Source organism: Kitasatospora sp. NEAU-CNBT7, from assembly GCF_057220535.1.
Genome location: NZ_JBXQQB010000012.1, coordinates 83,472 through 100,341, shown reverse-complemented (window position 1 = coordinate 100,341; position 16,870 = coordinate 83,472). Strand labels below are relative to the sequence as shown.

The following is a 16,870-nucleotide window of genomic DNA, read 5'->3' as shown; positions in this document are numbered from 1 at the left end:
AGGCTGGCACACCCCACTGACAATCCGGCGGGACCCGCCGGTCACGGCAGCGGCAGTACCCCCGCGAGCAGCGCCACCGCCTGCGGCGCTCCCTGCGCCTCGACGGCCGCCCGGGCGCCGCGCCCGAAGGCGAACAGCATCAGCTCGGCGCTCTCGCCGCGGACCCGTACCGTCGGCCCGGTCCGGTGCGCGACGGCCGCCGTCCGGCCGTCCGGCCGCTCGAACTCCAGCCGTACCGGCAGCCGCACCCCGGCCCCGAACCGGGCGACCGCCGGCAGCCGCCGCCACAGCGCCTCGGCGAGCCCCGGTTCGACCGGCGGCCGCCCGTCGTCCTGTCCCGGCTGCCAGCCGTCGGCCGCCCGCCGGACGTCCTCGGCGTGGACGAAGTACTCGACCAGGTTGGCGGCCTCGTCCGCCCCCGGCAGCGCGAACGGCGACAGCCGCGGCGGGCCCGCCCGGAAGGTGCGCAGCAGTTCCTCGTACGGCCTGGCGGCGATCGAGGCCTGCACCCGGGCGTTCCACCCGGCCAGCGGCCGCAGCCGGATCCCGGCCGCGGCGTCCGGCCGGTGCTCGCGCAGCACCAGGTGCGAGGCCAGCTCCCTGGTCCGCCAGCCGCCGCAGAGCGTCGCCGCCCCGGGACCCGCCGCCGCCAGCAGCGAGGCCAGCCGTTCCCGTTCCACCCGTGCGTACGTCGTCGCCATGCCGCCCACCCTATGGCCGTGTGCCGCCCGCAGGGCAGGCCCCGGTCCCGCCTTGTGATGGCCCGGGGCCGGGAGGAGAGTGGGAGGCAGCGCGATCCGCGGACGCAGGCAGTCAGGGGGTGTGATCGGGAGGTTCCGCGATGACCTTTCTACAGATCGTCGAGTGCCGGACGGAGCAGCCGGACCAGCTCAACCGGCTGATGGACGACTGGATCGAGCAGACCGCGGGCCGCCGCACCGCGACCCACGCGACGGTCGGCACCGACCGGGCGGACGCGAAGCACATCGTCGAGATCGTCGAGTTCCCGTCGTACGAGGCGGCGATGCGCAACTCCGTCCTGCCGGAGACCGACCGGATCTTCCGGGAGATGGTGGCGCTCTGCGAGGAGCCGCCCACCTTCACCGACCTCGACGTGATGCGCGAGGACCAGCTCAACATGGCGACGGTCCGCCGGCTGCTGGTCGACACCGCGGCGGGCGACATGTCGGCGATCGACGAGCTGATGGCCCCGGACTACCGCGACCACGACCCGTCGATGGCCGGCGACACCGTGGGTCCGGAGGCCGTCAAGGCGATGATCGAGGGCTACCGGAAGTCCTTCGACTTCACCTTCGACATCCAGGGCCAGCTCGCCGACGGCGACCAGGTGGCCACCCGCTGGATGTGGCGCGGCACCCACACCGGCGAGTTCATGGGGATGCCGGCGAGCGGCAAGACCATCGAGGCGGCCGGGATGACGATGTTCCGGTTCGAGGACGGCAAGGTGAAGGAAGGCTGGTGGTCCTGGGACTCGGTCGGCATGATGCGGCAGATGGGCATGATGCCCGAGTGACGGACCCGGTACGGGTGGTGGGGAGCTGACCGGCGGTCAGTGCAGGCTGCCGGTCAGCTTCCTGCCGCCCTGCCGGTCGCTGGCGGTCAGGGTGCAGGTCGCGTCGTGCATGCCCTGCTGGTAGAAGGCCAGGTAGGGGCCGAGCGGGAACCCGAAGTACGGGCCGCCGCCGCCCTGCCGCTGCTGCCACTCGGCCAGCGGCGCCGCGCACAGCTCGCGCAGGGCGCGGCCGATCTGGGTGTCGCTGGTGAGCCCGTCCGGCAGCACCACGTTGACGATGGCCTCGCCGTCGTGCGGCTGGGTGCACGGCCGCTCCTCGGCCCGGGTGACGGTGGTGCTCAACTGCGGGTGGTCCAGGCAGGTGCCCGGCAGGAAGTAGGGGTAGGGGAGGACCTTCGAGGGGCTCGGCGAGGGGCTGTCCGCCGGGCTCGACGCGGGGGGCGGCGGGGGAGCGGCGGCCTTCTTCCGTCCGTCCGGCCACAGCCAGAGCGCGGCCGCGGCCACCAGGGCCAGCGCCACCAGTGCGATGACGGCGGTCCTGACGCGGCGCGGTGGCCGGGCCGGTGTCTGGCTCTCCATCCGGACTGCTCCCCTCGGTCGCCCCGCGACGCCGACCGGTCGCCGCCAGGGTGGGCGACCATTCTCGCGGTGCGGCGCGGGCGGCGCCACGGGTTCGGTGACGCGAGGGTCCGCCGGTGGCTGACGCGGCTCCGTCGGTAGCTGACGCAGGGTCGGCCCGAGGTCCCCCTCGGTGACCGGACCCGATGGCATGTCAGTACGATAAGCCGCTTCATCACCGGAAGAGGAAAGGCATCTGCCATGGGGGACAGCGGGTTTCGGGTGGATCCCGAAGCTATCGGTAGATACGCGTCAACCGTCACCGACCAGGTCGAGCAGCTCGACCAGATCCAGGCGGCGGTATCCGGCATCACCATCTCGGCGAGCGCTTTCGGCCACCTGCCCAACGCCCAGAACCTGGCGCACACCTACCAGGAGCACGCCTCCGCGGGCCGGCAGAACGTCGCCGACCTGGTCCAGGCGCTGGCGAGCACGGCGGACGGGCTCGCCTACACCGCACAGAACTACGCCGAGCACGATCGCATGATCAGCTCGGGTCTCGGGGGCGGCCGGTGAGCAGGCACCCGGGTTCGCACTCACCCTCGCACGGCCCGTCGCACCATCCGACGGCACCCACCACCCGCACCCCGCCGCCGCCCGCGCATCCGCCGGCCCCGGCCCCCGCCCACACCCCGCCGCCGGCCCCGGAGCCCACCCACCGCCCGGCCGGCCAGGCCGACGACGAGGGCGGCACCCCGACCCGCCGACCCGCCCAGCCGGGCGCGGAGGAGCCCACCGGCACCACCGGCACCACCGGCCACCCGGACGGCACCACCCCGCGCGGCGACACCGCCGGGGACGGCACGGGGGACACCACCCCGGGCGACGGCGACCCGGGAGCCGACGGTCCGGCCGAGCCCTGGTACGTGGGCATGGGCCGGTCGGCCGGCGAAGCGGCCGGGGCCCAGCTCGGCGACAAGGCGGGCGAGTGGGCCGGCAACAAGATCTTCGGCAGCCCCGAGGAGGGCGCCGGGGAGGCCGGGGGTGAGCCGGGGGGTTACGGCGAGCCCGGCGGCTACGGCGAGGGCGGTGCGTACGGCGAGCCCGGTGCCTACGGCGAGGGCGCGTACGGCGAGGGCGCGTACGGTGACGGCAGCTCCTACGGCGAGCCTGGTGGCTTCGCCGGGGACCGGTCGGTCTACGGCTCCGCCGGACCGTACCCGGGCGCCATGCCGGGCGCGCTGCTGCCGGCGGCGAGCGGGGCGTACGGCTGGGCGCAGGCACAGCCGGCCGCGCCGATGGCCCCGCTGGAGCCCGCGGCCCACCCGTCCCGCGGCGGCCTCGGCGGCGCGCTGGACGAGGCGGTCGAGTGGGCGCTGGAGAAGTCCGGCCTGATGGACATGCTGGAGAAGGTCACGGGTGACCTCGACCAGCTGAACGCCGCCGCCGAGGAGTGGCAGGCCCAGGCGAAGGCCGTCCAGATGGTGGCCGAGGAACTGCGTTCCGGCGCCGTCTCGCTGGCCGGCGCCTGGCAGGGGTCCGCCTCGGACGCCTTCGGGCGCCACATGGGCGAGGTGGCCGAGGCGCTCGACGCCACCGCCGAGGAGATGCTGCAGACCGCGCAGATCATCAACTCGGCCGCGCAGGAGTGCGCGATGGCCGAGGGCATGGTCATCGAGATCATCAGCGAGGCGATCGAGGTGCTGATCGCCTCGCTGGCCGCGGAGGCCGTCGTCGCGGTCCTCACGCTCGGCATCGGCCTGGTCGTGGACGCCCTGATCACCGAGGCGGAGATCGCGGTCTTCGTCGCCCGGGTCGGCCGCGTCTCCACCGAGCTGGCCACCAACCTGGAGAAGCTGCTCAAGGCGCTCAAGGAGCTCGGCACCGCCGTCAAGGCGGTCAGGAACATCCGGACCGCCAGGACCGCGCTGTCGGAGCTCAAGAACGTCCGCACCGCCGCGCAGGGCCTGCGGGACTTCGAGGAGGGCGGCGAGGGCCTCGGGAAGCTGGGCAAGGAGGCCTGGCAGAACCGGTCGCTGTCCGGGGTCGGCGACGGTCTCAAGGACTTCGCCGCCCGACAGGCCGTCAAGCAGGGCGACAACTACGTCACCGGCAAGGCCGAGGACGGTCTGCGGTCGGCGCTCGGCATCGAGGACGACGACCCGGTGCAGCGCGGCGAGCTCTCCGGCGGCGGGCTCGGCCGGGCGGCCGGCCAGTCCGCCTGGGCGGTGGCGAAGGAGGGCCTGACCGGCGAGACCAACAAGAACGCCGTCGAGGGCGAACTGCTGCACGACGTCGGCCTCGCGCACGACCCCGCTCCCTACCGGGTGGACCGCGCCCGGATCGAGCAGGCCTTCGGCTGACAGTGACGAGGTCCCCGGCCGGCCCGGACCCCCGCGGTCCGGGCCGGCCGACGGCCGTCGGTCAGGACCAGGCCGAGTACCGGGCCATGGCCGCGGTGAACTGCTCGGCGTTGTCCTCCCGGTCCAGGTCGAGCGCGATCCACGAGCCGTCCGAGAAGGCCAGGTCGGCCCGGAAGGTGAACCAGGAACCGGGGACCTTCCCGCGCAGCGCGAAGCTGCCGACGGGCAGTTCGAACAGCGGCACGGCCCGGTACGCCTCGTGCCGCTCGAAGGTCCAGGTGCGGCTCAGCACCAGCAGCCGCCGGTCCGTCAGGACCAGCGTGAACAGGTCGTGGTCGGCCCGGAACTTCTCGCCCGGCGTGGTCCGCACCGCCGTCCACAACCGCCCGGCCAGGCTCTCCCGGCCGCCGCTCCAGGAACCGCCGTGCAGCGGCCGCCGCAGCGCCCGGTACAGCCGGCGCTCCAGGCGCAGCCCGTACGGCCGGCGGTACATCAGGTCCGGGATGAAGATCTCCACCAGCCACCGCGGCAGGAAGTACGTCCACAGGCCGCGCCAGAACCGGCGCAGCGCGCGCACCGCGACCCGGGCCGGGGCCCAGGCGATCTCGTGGGCGGCGATCTCCCGGGAGAAGTAGAGCGGCAGCAGCGGGTCGAGGCGCACCGGGAACACACCGGCCAGGGCCTCCCCGGGGTGCAGGTGCGGGGCGGCGGTCTGCTGCAGCGCCGGGTGGCCGGCCGGTGCGCCGGCGCCGTCGCGGCCGGGTGCCGCCCCGGGGGACTGCTGGTAGGTGCTCACCCGAAGGTCTCCTCGGTCCGGTGTCCGACCGCCGTCGCGGCCGGCTCGCTGACGGCGTCCACCGCACTGGCGTTCGCCTCGGTCGGTGGCCAAAACTACCGCAGCGCCGCCGCCGACCGCCGGGGATCGTGTGCCAACGGCGCCCGCCGCGCCGGGCCCTGACGGACGGCCGGGCCCGCCGCACCCGCCCGAGGCCTTGCCGTGCCGGGCGGCCCCCGCCCCGTCGCGGCCCCTCGCGGCCCGATGCGTCCCGGCCCCGGCCGGGCGCACCCGGGCACTCCGGCGCACAGCGGCCGCCGGAGGCGGCACCGGGCCACGGCACTAAGCTGGCTGCGGCACGACCCGGATCAAGGGACCCTGTTGATGCGCGTCGGAATCATCGGACACGAAGGACTCTCGGAGATCTCCGAGATGCTCATCCGCGGCGAGCTCTGGCGCCTGGTGACCGCCTACGGCGCCTACGAGCTGGTCGGGGTCGGCTGCCTGGCGCCCGGGCCGGAGCGCTGGTTCGCGCAGGCGGTGCTCGACCACGGCGGCAGGATCGAGGCGATCGTCCCGGCCTCCGCCGCCTCCACCACGCCCGCCGAGCCGACCGATCCCGCCGGGCGTACCGGACACCGGCTGCTCGGCCGCGCCGCCGCCGTGCACCGGCTGGCCCCGGTCGCGTTCGGCGGGCTCGGCGACGACACCGGCCGCGCGCTGGTCGGCATGGTCGACGAGTTGATCGCGGTCTGGGACGGCCGTCCGGACGGCGCGGGCGCCCGGGTGATCGAGGACGCCCGGCGGGCCGGCCTGTTCGTCCAGCTGGTGTGGCCGGACGGCTGCGAGAGCCCCTGACCCGCCGCCGCGGCACCACCGGACCCGGCCGCCGCACCCCGGCTGCCACAATGGTGGTATGTCCACCACGCCCGCCGCCCCCGGCACCACCGCCCTCGACCCGGCCGTCGCGGCCCGCCTCAAGCGGACCGAGGACGGCCTGCTGCCCGCCGTCGCCCAGCAGTACGACACCGGTGAGGTGCTGATGCTCGGTTGGATGGACGACGAGGCACTGCACCGCACCCTCACCACCGGCCGCTGCACCTACTGGAGCCGCAGCCGCAGCGAGTACTGGGTCAAGGGCGACACCTCCGGCCACCTCCAGCACGTCAAGAGCGTCGCCCTGGACTGCGACGGCGACACCCTGCTGGTCAAGGTCGACCAGGTCGGCGCGGCCTGCCACACCGGCGAGCGGACCTGCTTCGACGCCGACGTGCTGCTGCCCGCTCGGTAACCTTCTCCCAGTCCCGCCCGCCCCAACTTCGAACGGTGCCGCACCCCATGGACCTTGAGGCCTTCCGCAAGCTCGCCGCAGACACCCGGGTCATCCCCGTCACCCGCCGGCTCCTCGCGGACGGCCTCACCCCGATCGGCGTGTACCGCAGCCTCGCCGCCGAACGGCCCGGCACCTTCCTGCTGGAGTCCGCCGAGCAGGGCCGCAGCTGGTCCCGGTACTCCTTCGTCGGCGTGCGCAGCGCCGCCACCCTGACCGTCGGCCCCGACGGCGACGCCCGCTGGCTCGGCACACCGCCCGTCGGCATCCCCACCACCGGTGACCCGCTGGAGGTGCTGCGCGCCGCACTGGCCGCCCTGCACACCCCCCGGCCCGCCGACGACGGCCTGCCGCCGCTCACCGGCGGCCTGGTCGGCTACCTCGGCTACGACATCGTCCGCCGCCTGGAGAAGCTGCCCGACCTGACCCCGGACGACCTGGGGCTGCCCGAGCTGACCATGCTGCTCGCCACCGACCTGGCCGTGCTCGACCACGTCGACGGCAGCGTGGTGCTGATCGCCAACGCGGTCAACCACAACGACCTCGCCTCCGGCGTCGACGAGGCCCACGCGGACGCCCTCGCCCGGCTCGACGCGATGGAGGCCGACCTGCGCAAGCCGGTCGACCCCGGCCTCGCCACCTTCACCCCGACCGCCGCCGACGCCCGCTCGCCGTTCGGCGGCGAGCCGTACCGCAAGGCGGTGGAGGAGGTGAAGGAGCGGATCCGGGCCGGCGAGGCGTTCCAGGTGGTCCCCTCGCAGCGGTTCGAGGCGCCCTGCCCGGCCAGCGCCCTGGACGTCTACCGGGTGCTGCGCACCACCAACCCCAGCCCGTACATGTACCTGTTCCGCTTCCCGGGGCCGGACGGCACCGCGGAGGGCGGCTTCGACGTGGTCGGTTCCAGCCCGGAGGCGCTGGTCAAGGTCACCGACGGCGAGGCGATGGTGCACCCGATCGCCGGCACCCGGCACCGCGGCGCCACCCCGCACGAGGACGCGGAGCTGGCCGCGGAACTGCTCGCCGACCCCAAGGAGCGGGCCGAGCACCTGATGCTGGTCGACCTCGGGCGCAACGACCTCGGGCGGGTCTGCGAGCCGGGCAGCGTCGAGGTGGTCGACTTCATGGCGATCGAGCGCTACAGCCACGTGATGCACATCGTCTCCACCGTCACCGGCAAGGTCGCCGCCGGGCGGACCGCCTTCGACGTGCTCACCGCCTGCTTCCCGGCGGGCACCCTCTCCGGGGCGCCCAAGCCGCGGGCGATGCAGATCATCGAAGAGCTGGAGCCCACCCGCCGCGGCCTGTACGGCGGCTGCGTCGGCTACCTGGACTTCGCCGGCGACTCCGACACCGCGATCGCCATCCGCACCGCCCTGATCCGCGGCGGCACCGCCTTCGTCCAGGCCGGCGCTGGCGTGGTCGCCGACTCCGACCCGGCGAGCGAGGACGCCGAGTGCCGCAACAAGGCGGCCGCCGTCCTGCGCGCGGTCGCCACCGCCAACACCCTTCGCGCGCCGCTATCGTGAGGACAGCAGGGGTGTCGGCTCGGAGAAGGAGGCTGACGGCGTGACCGCGATGACCACGGAGAGTGCCTGGGACGTCCTGGAGGGCACGAACTTCCCGAACGGCTACCGCGTCGAGATCACGGACGGGAAGATCATCATGACGCCCCAGGGCGAAAGTCAGTGGAAGGTCATCCTTCGTGCCGCCCCGCAGATCGAGCAGCAGCTGGCCGGGCGGGGCGACATCCTCTCCGATGTCATGGTCGACTTCCCGTCCGCCCTGTACGGCTACGCCCCGGACCTGGCCATCGTCGCTCCGGACGCCGAGCACAACATCCGCGGGCGCTACGAGTGGCACGACCTGGAGGCCGTCCTGGAGGTCGCCTCGCCGTCGAGCCAGGACAACGACTTCGTCAAGAAGCTGCGGCTGTACGCCGAGTGCGGCATCCCGGTCTGCGTGGTCATCGACCCGCGCGAGGGTGTCTGCACGGTGCACTCGGCCCCGCAGCGGTCGGGGGTGTACCGCGAGACCGGGCGGGTGCCGTTCGGCGAGGACCTGACGGTCCCGCTCGAAGGCCGGGAGGTCGTGATCCGGACCGACGGCTTCCCGCGGGACCCCGCCTGAGGGGGCCGGTGCCCGGGTCGGGGATAGTGGACGGGTGACCGAACAGACCGCTCCGCGCCCCACCGACCGCCGCAGCCTGTCCCTGATGCTGCTGCTGACCGCGCTCGGCGCCGTCCTGGTGCTCACCGCCGTCGGGCGGACCTGGGCGGAGGGGACGGTGACCGGGCTGGACGGCGGCCGGCTGGCGGTGAGTGCGACCGGTGCCACGCTGACCGGGCTGCCCGGGGGGCTCACGCTGGTGGCGCTGGCCGCCGCGGTGGCGGTGTTCGCGGTGCGCGGCCGGGCCCGTACGGCCGTCGGCGTGCTGACCGTCCTGGCCGGGCTCGGGGCGGCGGCGGGCGCCGTGCTCGGGGCCACCGACACGGCCGGGCTGCACACCGAGGCCGCCCGCAAGCTGGCGCTGGCCGACGCGCAGGCCCAGCAGATCACCCACTCCGGCTGGCCGTGGGTCGCTCTGGCCGGCGCGCTGCTGCTGGCGCTGGCGGGCCTGCTGACCGTCCGCTCGGGCCGGTCGTGGCCCGCCATGGGCGCCCGCTACGAGGCGCCCGTCCGCAAGGGCGCGGCCGCGCCCCGCACGGCGGGTTCCCCGGCCGACCTGTGGAAGGCGCTGGACCGCGGCGAGGACCCGACCGGCTGAAACGCCCGGGGAGTGTGACGAGGGCTACCGGGCCCCCCTTTGGGGCTCGCCGTCAAGGCCCGGCACAATGGAACCCGTCAACCCGTCGAGCGCCACGCGGCGGCCCGGCCGGGACCCGAGGACTCAAGGAGCACCAGCAGATGTCGGCAGCAGCGCACGGCCACACTCCCGCCGCCTGGACCGGCGTGACCATCGCCTTCATCGGTTTCACCATCAGCGGTGTCGCGATGATCATCCCCAACGTCCTGCTCTTCTGGGCCGGTCTCGTGGTCGTCGTGGCCGCCGGCGTGGTCGGCAAGGCCATGGCGATGGCGGGCATGGGCAAGCAGCCGAGCCCGCACTTCGCGCCGGCCGAGCCGGCCGTCGAGCGGACCCCGGTCGCGGCCGCCTGACCCGACCCCACTGCACGGCCGGTCCGCGGCCGACCCGCGCGGCCGACCCGCGCGGCCGGTCCGCCCGGCCGGCACGGGAGTTCGAAGGACGGCGGGCCCGCCACGCCCGCCGTCCGGCCTCTGCCGGGGCGGCCCGCCCGGGCGGCACAATCGCTTCCGTGAACGTTCCCGCCGCCCCGGCCCCGCAGGCATCCCCGCTCCGCAGGCTCGGCCGTCCGCTGGCCGCCCTCGTGACGGTCGGCCTGCCGACCGCGTACGTCGCCGCGGTCGACCCCAACGCCCCCGGCCACTACCCGGTCTGCCCGGTGCTGCGGGCCACCGGCTGGTGGTGCCCCGGCTGTGGCGGCCTGCGCTGTGTCCACGCGCTGACCAGGGGTGATCTCAATGCGGCCGGTCACGACAACCTGCTGGTGATGGTGCTGGCCGTGGTGCTGGCGGTGTTCTGGCTGCGCTGGGCCTGGGCCGCGCTGACCGGTGTGCCTGCCCCCCGGTTCTCCTTCGGGGCCCGGCAGACCGTGCTGCTGGTGCTGCTGCTGGTGGTCTTCACCGTGGTGCGCAACCTCCCGATCGGGGCCGGACTGGCGCCGCTGCCGCTCTGAAGCCGCCCGCCGCCAGGGCGCGGTGTCGGGCGGCCGTAGTGCGGGACCGGCGCACGTCCTGGGCGTGCACGCCGGGGGTACGCGCCGGTACGAACGGGGTCCGCTCCGCGAGACGCGAGCTGGTCCGATGCACCTCGCGCCCCCCGCGCCCGATACCATCGAAGGACCGACGAGGGTGGACCGGCACCGGATCTTCACCGGTCCCAGCGGGCCCGCCCCCCGAGGTCAGACCGACTGCAAGACCCGGCAGGGCCCACCCTGTCGGCTCAGAGCCAGCAGAAAATGATGGGGGCGCTCGCGTGAGTGTGCTCGACGAGATCATCGACGGGGTCCGCGAGGACCTCGCCGAGCGACAGGCCCGGGTCACCCTGGACGAGCTCAAGGAGCTCGCGGCCAAGGCACCCGACGCCAAGGACGGCGTCGCCGCCCTGAAGGGCGACGGGGTCCGGGTGATCTGCGAGGTCAAGCGCTCCAGCCCGTCGAAGGGCGCGCTGGCGGCCATCGCCGACCCGGCCGCCCTGGCCAAGGACTACGCGGCCGGCGGCGCCGCCGCGATCAGCGTGCTGACCGAGCAGCGCCGCTTCGGCGGTTCGCTCGCCGACCTCGACGCCGTCCGCGCCGCGGTCGACACCCCGGTCCTGCGCAAGGACTTCATCGTCACCGCCTACCAGCTCTGGGAGGCCCGTGCCCACGGCGCCGACCTGGCGCTGCTGATCGTCGCCGCGCTCGAGCAGCCGGCCCTGGTCTCGCTCATCGAGCGGGCCGAGTCGATCGGCCTCACCCCGCTGGTCGAGGTGCACGACGAGGAGGAGATCGCCCGTGCGGTCGACGCCGGCGCGCGGATCATCGGCGTCAACGCCCGCAACCTCAAGACCCTCGAGGTCGACCGCAACACCTTCGGCAACGTGGTGGACGCCATCCCGGCGCACATCGTGAAGGTGGCCGAGTCCGGCGTCCGCGGCCCGCACGACCTGATCTCCTACGCCAACCTCGGCGCGGACGCGGTCCTGGTCGGCGAGTCCCTGGTGACCGGCAAGGACCCGAAGGCGGCCGTGGCCGACCTGGTCGCGGCCGGCGCCCACCCGGCGCTGCGCAACAACGGGCGGGGCTGACCCGCACACCATGTCACTCGCCTCCCGTCTCGCCCCCGGCTGCCGCCCGCGCGGCTGCCGCGCGCCCGCGCGCCGGGTGCTGGGCCGGCGGGTGCGGTACGTGATCGGCTGCGAGCCCGGACAGGTGCCCGGCCGCCGATGGCGCAGGACGCACGGCTGACCGCCAGGTCACCGACCGACGTCACCGCACGCCATCCCGTTCACCACGCACCTCAAGGACTTCGCATGTCCGAGAACTACCAGCCGGGTACCCAGGTCCCGGACGCCCGCGGCTACTTCGGCGCCTACGGCGGGCGTTTCATCCCCGAGGCCCTGGTCGCCGCGGTCGAGCAGGTCGCCGACGAGTACGAGAAGGCCAAGGCCGACCCGGCCTTCGCCGCCGAGCTCGAGGCGCTGCTCAAGGACTACACCGGGCGGCCCAGTCCGCTGACCGACGTGCGCCGCTTCTCCGCGGAGGCGGGCGGCGCCCGCATCCTGCTCAAGCGCGAGGACCTCAACCACACCGGCTCGCACAAGATCAACAATGTGCTGGGCCAGGCCCTGCTGACCCGCCGGATGGGCAAGACCCGGATCATCGCCGAGACCGGCGCCGGGCAGCACGGGGTGGCCACCGCCACCGCCTGCGCGCTGTTCGGCTTCGACTGCACCATCTACATGGGCGAGGTCGACACCGAGCGGCAGGCGCTCAACGTGGCCCGGATGCGGATGCTCGGCGCCGAGGTCATCGCCGTGAAGTCCGGCAGCCGCACCCTCAAGGACGCCATCAACGAGGCGTTCCGGGACTGGGTCGCCAACGTCGACTCCACCCACTACCTGTTCGGCACCGTCGCGGGCCCGCACCCGTTCCCCATGATGGTCCGCGACTTCCACCGGGTGATCGGCATCGAGGCCCGCGAGCAGGTGCTGGAGCGCACCGGCCGGCTCCCCGACGCGGTCGTCGCCTGCGTCGGCGGCGGTTCCAACGCGATGGGCATCTTCCACGAGTTCATCCCGGACGCCGGGGTGCGCCTGATCGGCTGCGAGGCGGCCGGCGAGGGCGCCGAGACCCCGAAGCACGCGGCCACCCTGACCAAGGGCGACCCGGGCGTGCTGCACGGCTCGCGCACCTACGTCCTGCAGGACGAGGACGGCCAGACCATCGAGAGCCACTCCATCTCGGCGGGCCTGGACTACCCCGGCGTCGGCCCGGAGCACGCCTGGCTGAAGGACACCGGCCGGGCCGAGTACCGTCCGGTCACCGACGACGAGGCGATGCAGGCACTGCGCCTGCTGTCCCGTACCGAGGGCATCATCCCGGCCATCGAGAGCGCCCACGCGCTGGCCGGCGCGCTGGTGCTCGGCCGCGAACTCGGCCCGGAGGCGACCATCCTGGTCAACCTCTCCGGCCGCGGCGACAAGGACATGCACACCGCCGCGCAGTACTTCGGCCTCTACGACGACAACGCCGCCGACGGGGGCAAGTGACCATGACGCAGACCAAGCTGAGCACCACCCTCGCCGCCGCCAAGGCCGAGGGCCGGGCCGCGCTGATCGGCTACCTGCCGGCCGGCTTCCCGACCGTGGACGGCGGCATCAAGGCGATCCACGCGCTGATCGAGGGCGGCTGCGACATCGTCGAGGTCGGCCTGCCGCACTCCGACCCGGTGCTGGACGGCCCGACCATCCAGACCGCCGACGACATCGCGCTGCGGGCCGGAGTGAAGATCAAGGACGTGCTGCGCACCGTCGCCGAGGTGGCCGCGCACACCGACGCCCCGGTGCTGGTGATGACCTACTGGAACCCGGTCGACCGGTACGGCGTGGCCCGGTTCGCCGCCGACCTGGCGGCGGCCGGGGGAGCGGGCTGCATCCTGCCCGACCTGCCGGTCGAGGAGTCCGACGAGTGGCGCAAGGCGGCCGGTGAGCACGGTCTGGACACCGTCTTCGTGGTCGCACCCAGCAGCAAGGACCAGCGGCTGGCCGAGGTCACCGCGGCCGGCTCCGGGTTCGTCTACGCCGCCGCGGTGATGGGTGTGACCGGCACCCGGGCCCAGGTCGGCAACCTCGCCGAGGACCTGGTCGCCCGGACCCGGGCCGCCACCGACCTGCCGGTCTGCGTCGGCCTCGGGGTCTCCACCGCTGACCAGGCGGCCGAGGTGGCCCGGTTCGCCGACGGCGTGATCGTCGGCTCGGCCTTCGTCCAGCGGCTGCTGGACGCGGACGGCGACGAGCAGGCCGGCCTGACGGCGGTCCGGGCGCTGGCCGCCGACCTGGCGGCGGGCGTCCGCCGCGGCTGACCCGCAGCACCCGTAGTCCTACTACCAGCACCACCCGTACGGCCTCGACGGCCCGGCGGTCCGCGCCCCGCGCGGACCGCCGGGCCGTTGTCGTTGCTCCGTATTGTTCCCCAAACTTCCCTATCAATCCTCGAACGATGGTATTTTGGGGAGTGATGGAACAGTCCGAAGGGTGGCCCGATGTCGCAGGAGCTCTACTCGGTGGAACAGGTGGCCGACCTGCTGGGCCTGCACGTGCGGACGGTGCGGGGCTACGTCCGCGACGGCCGGCTCCGGGCGGTCCGGATCGGCAAGCAGTACCGGATCGCGCGGGAGGACCTGGAGGCCTTCACCGGCCGGCCGCTGCCCGCACCGGAGCCCGCGCGGCCCGCCCGCCGCAGTGAGGTGACCGCCGTCCTGCGGATCGAGGCGATCGACGCGGCGGCCGTGCAGCGGCTGAGCACGCTGCTCACCGCCTCGCTCGGAAGCCGGCCGGCGGGCGGCGAGCCGGTGCGGGTCGAGACCGTCCACGACGCGGAACGCGCCGAGGCGAAGATCATCGTGATCGGAGGGGTGGCGGACACCGCCGAACTCCTGCGCCTGGTCGCCGTGCTGACGGACCAGCCGGACTGACGGACCGCCCGGACCGCCCGGACCGGCGCGCCCGGCCCCGACCGGAGCCCGGCCCCGACCGGCACCCCGATCTGCCGCCCCCGACCGAGAAGAGGACCGACCCGATGCCCGAGACCCTGCACGACCTGCACGGCACGCCCGTCCTGCTGTGCGCGCCCGACGGGCCGCCGCTGGCCGGTGAGCAGGACGCCCTGGACCTGATTGGCGAGGCGTTCGGGCTGGGCGCCCAGTGGGTGGCCGTCCCGGCCGGGCGGCTGCCCGACGACTTCTTCCGGCTGCGCACCGGGCTGGCCGGCCGGATCGTCCAGAAGTTCGCCACCTACCGCCTGGGGTTCGCCGTGCTCGGCGACATCTCGCCGCACACCGCCACCGGCACCGCGCTGGCCGACTTCGTCCGCGAGTGCAACGGGGGACGCCAGGTCTGGTTCCTCGCGGACGCCGCGGGGCTCGCCGACCGGCTCGCGCCGGCCGCCCGCTGACGCTCCGGCAAGCCGAACGGGTGAACAGCGGAGCCGACACGCATCGGCCGGGGTTGACCGGCGTTGAGCGGAGGGACGTGTCCACGGTGGCTGTCGGCCGCCACGGTTCGTGCAGCACCCGAACGATCCAGCCCCCGCGGAAGGACCGCCCGTGCCCTGTCCCCAGCGCTCCGTCCTGCTCCGCGCCGCTGCCGCCGCCCTGGCGCTGAGCGCCTGCGTGGGGGTGGACGCGGCGGTGGGACACGCGCTCGCCCGCAGCGGCGAGGAGCGGGCCAGGCAGGACGCGTACCTGTGCGGGGAGGCGGCCCGGCTGGCCGCCGAGGTGCGCGCCGACCGCTCCCTCCCGGACGGTCGCCGGCCGCTGGAGGAACTCACCCGGCAGAGCCGCTGCGCCACCCGAAAGCCTTAGTTCGAATCGGACATTTGACCGCCTAACCTCCCTCATTCGGCTTAATTCGTGAAACTGGAGGAACTCCCCCTTTTCCCCTACGGTTCATCAGGCAGGACGCCGTGCCCGCCGGGTGGCGGGTGCGATCGTAGGAGGGGGCCCGTGATGGCCAGTCAGCAGACCGCCGGGCCGGGCGCGGCCACGGGCCTGCGCCGGGCGGTGGACGGCCCGGCCGCCGAGTGGTTCGGCCTGCTGGTCCGGCTCGCCCTCGCCGTGGTCTGGGGCTGGGCCGGGCTGGCGAAGATCTCCGATCCGGCCGAGGCGGCCCAGGCCGTCCGGGCCTACGAGATCCTCCCCGAATCGCTGGTCAAACCGATCGGCTACGGCCTGCCCTTCCTGGAGCTGGCCCTCGCGCTGCTGCTGCTGATCGGTCTCGGCACCCGGATCGTCGCCGTGATCTCCGCCCTGCTGCTGCTCGCCTTCATCAGCGGGATCGCCTCCGCCTGGGCGCGCGGCATCTCCATCGACTGCGGCTGCTTCGGCGGCGGCGGCACGGTGGACGCCTCGAAGACCGAGTACCTGCAGGAGATCCTGCGGGACTCCGGCTTCCTGCTGCTGGCCGCGTGGCTGATCTACCGGCCGCGGACGAAGCTCTCCGCCGACGCCTGGCTCGCCGCCTAGGCCCCGCGCCCGCCACCCACCCCCGGTGACCGATCGACCCCCCTTGGAACATGGACACAGCACCCATGAGTGAGAAGAACCGCGAAGGCAAGCGCAACGCCCGCGACCGGATGATCGAGGCGCGCGCTGCCGAGGAGGCGCGCGACAGGCGCAAGAAGAAACTGGTGGTGGGCGGTGCGGTCCTGGCCGTGATCGCCGTCGCCGTGGTGGTCGGCGTGGTGGTGCAGAACCAGCGCTCCAAGCCGGAGACCCCGGTCGCCGCCCCCGCCGGCGCGATCGGCGACAAGAGCCTGGTGATCCCGGCCGGCCCCGCCGACGCGCCCTCGGTGCTCACCGTGTACGAGGACCCGCGCTGCCCGGCCTGCGGCTCGTTCGAGCGCCAGTTCTCGCCCACCATCGACCAGCTGGAGGACCAGGGCAAGCTGTACGTCAACTACCACGTGGTGTCCTTCATCGACCGCTCGCTCGGCGGCAGCGGCTCCAAGTACGGCGCCAACGCGCTGGCCTGCGCCCAGGACGCCGGCCACTTCCGGGACTACCACGACGTGCTGTACCGCAACCAGCCGGACGAGACCAGCGACGCCTTCGGCGACAAGGCCACCCTGATCGAGCTCTCCAAGCAGGTCCCCGGCCTGGACACGCCCACCTTCGAGGCCTGCGTCAACGACAACAAGTACGGCGGCTGGGTGTCCGCGGTGCAGCAGGACTTCGACAAGTCCAGCTACAAGTCCACCCCGACCGTCCTGCTCAACGGCACCCCGGTCTACCCGAAGAAGGGGGACGAGCAGATCAGCCCGGACAACCTGGTGAAGTGGGTCGACGAGGCCAACCAGGGCAAGACCCTCGGCACCACCGGCTCGGGCGGCCAGAGCCCCGCACCGACCAGCACCGCGGCCGAGAGCAACACCCCGCCCTCACCCTGACCGCCGCGCCGTCCGCCGCCGCACCCGGTGCCCCGGGTGCGGCGGCCCGCTGTTTGGCCAAGCTGTGACCGGCAGCGGTGCCGA

At 74.0% G+C, this 16,870-nt stretch carries 22 protein-coding genes; 19 read left to right on the top strand and 3 right to left on the bottom strand.

What is annotated here, in order from left to right:
* Nucleotides 1-41 precede the first annotated feature (41 nt).
* Nucleotides 42-701, bottom strand: coding sequence for a TIGR03085 family metal-binding protein (locus AC2TEW_RS18035; RefSeq protein WP_484624378.1), 660 nt, complete (start codon nucleotides 699-701; stop codon nucleotides 42-44).
* 140 nt (nucleotides 702-841) lie between these two features.
* On the opposite strand from AC2TEW_RS18035, the gene AC2TEW_RS18030 reads away from it, so the two are divergent.
* A complete protein-coding gene (locus AC2TEW_RS18030) occupies nucleotides 842-1,534 on the top strand; it encodes an ester cyclase (protein ID WP_484624377.1) in 693 nt (230 codons plus the stop codon).
* 36 nt (nucleotides 1,535-1,570) lie between these two features.
* Here AC2TEW_RS18030 and AC2TEW_RS18025 read toward each other — a convergent pair whose 3' ends face one another.
* On the bottom strand, nucleotides 1,571-2,113 hold the full coding sequence (locus AC2TEW_RS18025; protein WP_484624376.1) for a hypothetical protein: 543 nt from the start codon (nucleotides 2,111-2,113) through the stop codon (nucleotides 1,571-1,573).
* A gap of 261 nt (nucleotides 2,114-2,374) precedes the next feature.
* Here AC2TEW_RS18025 and AC2TEW_RS18020 point away from each other — a divergent pair, with 261 nt between their 5' ends.
* Both AC2TEW_RS18020 and AC2TEW_RS18015 read left to right on the top strand, forming a co-directional pair.
* Nucleotides 2,375-2,668, top strand: a complete 294-nt coding sequence (locus AC2TEW_RS18020) for a hypothetical protein (protein ID WP_484624375.1) — start codon at nucleotides 2,375-2,377, stop codon at nucleotides 2,666-2,668.
* Nucleotides 2,665-4,455: a WXG100 family type VII secretion target gene (locus tag AC2TEW_RS18015; protein WP_484624374.1), complete on the top strand. Its 1,791-nt coding sequence runs from the start codon at nucleotides 2,665-2,667 to the stop codon at nucleotides 4,453-4,455. The genes AC2TEW_RS18020 and AC2TEW_RS18015 overlap by 4 nt, the downstream gene beginning before the upstream one ends.
* A gap of 61 nt (nucleotides 4,456-4,516) precedes the next feature.
* On the opposite strand, the gene AC2TEW_RS18010 is transcribed toward AC2TEW_RS18015, so the two are convergent.
* Entirely contained in the window at nucleotides 4,517-5,251 is a 735-nt protein-coding gene (locus AC2TEW_RS18010) for a hypothetical protein (RefSeq protein WP_484624373.1), read from the bottom strand.
* A 363-nt stretch (nucleotides 5,252-5,614) separates the two neighbouring features.
* Here AC2TEW_RS18010 and AC2TEW_RS18005 point away from each other — a divergent pair, with 363 nt between their 5' ends.
* The 16 genes from AC2TEW_RS18005 to AC2TEW_RS17930 all read left to right on the top strand — a co-directional run bounded on the left by AC2TEW_RS18005 (nucleotide 5,615) and on the right by AC2TEW_RS17930 (nucleotide 16,786).
* Nucleotides 5,615-6,088: a hypothetical protein gene (locus tag AC2TEW_RS18005; RefSeq protein ID WP_484624372.1), complete on the top strand. Its 474-nt coding sequence runs from the start codon at nucleotides 5,615-5,617 to the stop codon at nucleotides 6,086-6,088.
* Between the two features lie 58 nt (nucleotides 6,089-6,146).
* Complete coding sequence (gene hisI / locus AC2TEW_RS18000) at nucleotides 6,147-6,521, top strand: phosphoribosyl-AMP cyclohydrolase (protein WP_033820233.1); 375 nt, start codon at nucleotides 6,147-6,149, stop codon at nucleotides 6,519-6,521.
* Nucleotides 6,522-6,568: 47 nt separating this feature from the next.
* Entirely contained in the window at nucleotides 6,569-8,086 is a 1,518-nt protein-coding gene (locus AC2TEW_RS17995) for an anthranilate synthase component I (protein ID WP_484624371.1), read from the top strand.
* 49 nt (nucleotides 8,087-8,135) lie between these two features.
* Nucleotides 8,136-8,687, top strand: coding sequence for a Uma2 family endonuclease (locus AC2TEW_RS17990; RefSeq protein WP_484624451.1), 552 nt, complete (start codon nucleotides 8,136-8,138; stop codon nucleotides 8,685-8,687).
* A 34-nt stretch (nucleotides 8,688-8,721) separates the two neighbouring features.
* Nucleotides 8,722-9,324 carry a TIGR02234 family membrane protein gene (locus AC2TEW_RS17985; protein WP_484624370.1) on the top strand — a complete coding sequence of 201 codons (603 nt, stop codon included), beginning with the start codon at nucleotides 8,722-8,724 and terminating at the stop codon, nucleotides 9,322-9,324.
* 140 nt (nucleotides 9,325-9,464) lie between these two features.
* Nucleotides 9,465-9,716 carry an HGxxPAAW family protein gene (locus tag AC2TEW_RS17980; RefSeq protein WP_484624369.1) on the top strand — a complete coding sequence of 84 codons (252 nt, stop codon included), beginning with the start codon at nucleotides 9,465-9,467 and terminating at the stop codon, nucleotides 9,714-9,716.
* A gap of 158 nt (nucleotides 9,717-9,874) precedes the next feature.
* Entirely contained in the window at nucleotides 9,875-10,315 is a 441-nt protein-coding gene (locus tag AC2TEW_RS17975) for a DUF2752 domain-containing protein (RefSeq protein ID WP_484624368.1), read from the top strand.
* 299 nt (nucleotides 10,316-10,614) lie between these two features.
* The gene (gene trpC / locus AC2TEW_RS17970) at nucleotides 10,615-11,427 is read left to right on the top strand and encodes an indole-3-glycerol phosphate synthase TrpC (RefSeq protein ID WP_484624367.1); all 813 of its coding nucleotides are present in this window, start codon (nucleotides 10,615-10,617) and stop codon (nucleotides 11,425-11,427) included.
* A 10-nt stretch (nucleotides 11,428-11,437) separates the two neighbouring features.
* Nucleotides 11,438-11,587, top strand: coding sequence for a tryptophan biosynthesis modulator TrpM (trpM, locus tag AC2TEW_RS17965; RefSeq protein ID WP_368666561.1), 150 nt, complete (start codon nucleotides 11,438-11,440; stop codon nucleotides 11,585-11,587).
* A gap of 65 nt (nucleotides 11,588-11,652) precedes the next feature.
* A complete protein-coding gene (trpB, locus tag AC2TEW_RS17960; RefSeq protein WP_484624366.1) occupies nucleotides 11,653-12,891 on the top strand; it encodes a tryptophan synthase subunit beta in 1,239 nt (412 codons plus the stop codon).
* 2 nt (nucleotides 12,892-12,893) lie between these two features.
* Complete coding sequence (gene trpA / locus AC2TEW_RS17955; RefSeq protein WP_484624365.1) at nucleotides 12,894-13,703, top strand: tryptophan synthase subunit alpha; 810 nt, start codon at nucleotides 12,894-12,896, stop codon at nucleotides 13,701-13,703.
* 180 nt (nucleotides 13,704-13,883) lie between these two features.
* Nucleotides 13,884-14,315 carry a helix-turn-helix domain-containing protein gene (locus tag AC2TEW_RS17950; RefSeq protein ID WP_484624364.1) on the top strand — a complete coding sequence of 144 codons (432 nt, stop codon included), beginning with the start codon at nucleotides 13,884-13,886 and terminating at the stop codon, nucleotides 14,313-14,315.
* Between the two features lie 104 nt (nucleotides 14,316-14,419).
* Complete coding sequence (locus tag AC2TEW_RS17945) at nucleotides 14,420-14,794, top strand: DUF4180 domain-containing protein (protein WP_484624363.1); 375 nt, start codon at nucleotides 14,420-14,422, stop codon at nucleotides 14,792-14,794.
* Between the two features lie 151 nt (nucleotides 14,795-14,945).
* A complete protein-coding gene (locus AC2TEW_RS17940) occupies nucleotides 14,946-15,203 on the top strand; it encodes a hypothetical protein (RefSeq protein WP_484624362.1) in 258 nt (85 codons plus the stop codon).
* A gap of 144 nt (nucleotides 15,204-15,347) precedes the next feature.
* Entirely contained in the window at nucleotides 15,348-15,863 is a 516-nt protein-coding gene (locus tag AC2TEW_RS17935) for a MauE/DoxX family redox-associated membrane protein (RefSeq protein WP_484624361.1), read from the top strand.
* 65 nt (nucleotides 15,864-15,928) lie between these two features.
* Nucleotides 15,929-16,786, top strand: a complete 858-nt coding sequence (locus AC2TEW_RS17930) for a DsbA family protein (RefSeq protein ID WP_484624360.1) — start codon at nucleotides 15,929-15,931, stop codon at nucleotides 16,784-16,786.
* Nucleotides 16,787-16,870 lie beyond the last annotated feature (84 nt).

Excerpts from the sequence above, each read along its gene's own strand:
- AC2TEW_RS18035 (WP_484624378.1), bottom strand. The coding sequence starts at position 701 with ATGGCGACGACGTACGCACGGGTGGAACGGGAACGGCTGGCCTCGCTG.
- AC2TEW_RS18030 (WP_484624377.1), top strand. The coding sequence starts at position 842 with ATGACCTTTCTACAGATCGTCGAGTGCCGGACGGAGCAGCCGGACCAG.
- AC2TEW_RS18025 (WP_484624376.1), bottom strand. The coding sequence starts at position 2,113 with ATGGAGAGCCAGACACCGGCCCGGCCACCGCGCCGCGTCAGGACCGCC.
- AC2TEW_RS18005 (WP_484624372.1), top strand. The coding sequence starts at position 5,615 with ATGCGCGTCGGAATCATCGGACACGAAGGACTCTCGGAGATCTCCGAG.
- hisI (WP_033820233.1), top strand. The coding sequence starts at position 6,147 with ATGTCCACCACGCCCGCCGCCCCCGGCACCACCGCCCTCGACCCGGCC.
- AC2TEW_RS17995 (WP_484624371.1), top strand. The coding sequence starts at position 6,569 with ATGGACCTTGAGGCCTTCCGCAAGCTCGCCGCAGACACCCGGGTCATC.
- AC2TEW_RS17990 (WP_484624451.1), top strand. The coding sequence starts at position 8,136 with ATGACCACGGAGAGTGCCTGGGACGTCCTGGAGGGCACGAACTTCCCG.
- AC2TEW_RS17980 (WP_484624369.1), top strand. The coding sequence starts at position 9,465 with ATGTCGGCAGCAGCGCACGGCCACACTCCCGCCGCCTGGACCGGCGTG.
- trpM (WP_368666561.1), top strand. The coding sequence starts at position 11,438 with ATGTCACTCGCCTCCCGTCTCGCCCCCGGCTGCCGCCCGCGCGGCTGC.
- trpB (WP_484624366.1), top strand. The coding sequence starts at position 11,653 with ATGTCCGAGAACTACCAGCCGGGTACCCAGGTCCCGGACGCCCGCGGC.
- trpA (WP_484624365.1), top strand. The coding sequence starts at position 12,894 with ATGACGCAGACCAAGCTGAGCACCACCCTCGCCGCCGCCAAGGCCGAG.
- AC2TEW_RS17950 (WP_484624364.1), top strand. The coding sequence starts at position 13,884 with ATGTCGCAGGAGCTCTACTCGGTGGAACAGGTGGCCGACCTGCTGGGC.
- AC2TEW_RS17945 (WP_484624363.1), top strand. The coding sequence starts at position 14,420 with ATGCCCGAGACCCTGCACGACCTGCACGGCACGCCCGTCCTGCTGTGC.
- AC2TEW_RS17935 (WP_484624361.1), top strand. The coding sequence starts at position 15,348 with ATGGCCAGTCAGCAGACCGCCGGGCCGGGCGCGGCCACGGGCCTGCGC.
- AC2TEW_RS17930 (WP_484624360.1), top strand. The coding sequence starts at position 15,929 with ATGAGTGAGAAGAACCGCGAAGGCAAGCGCAACGCCCGCGACCGGATG.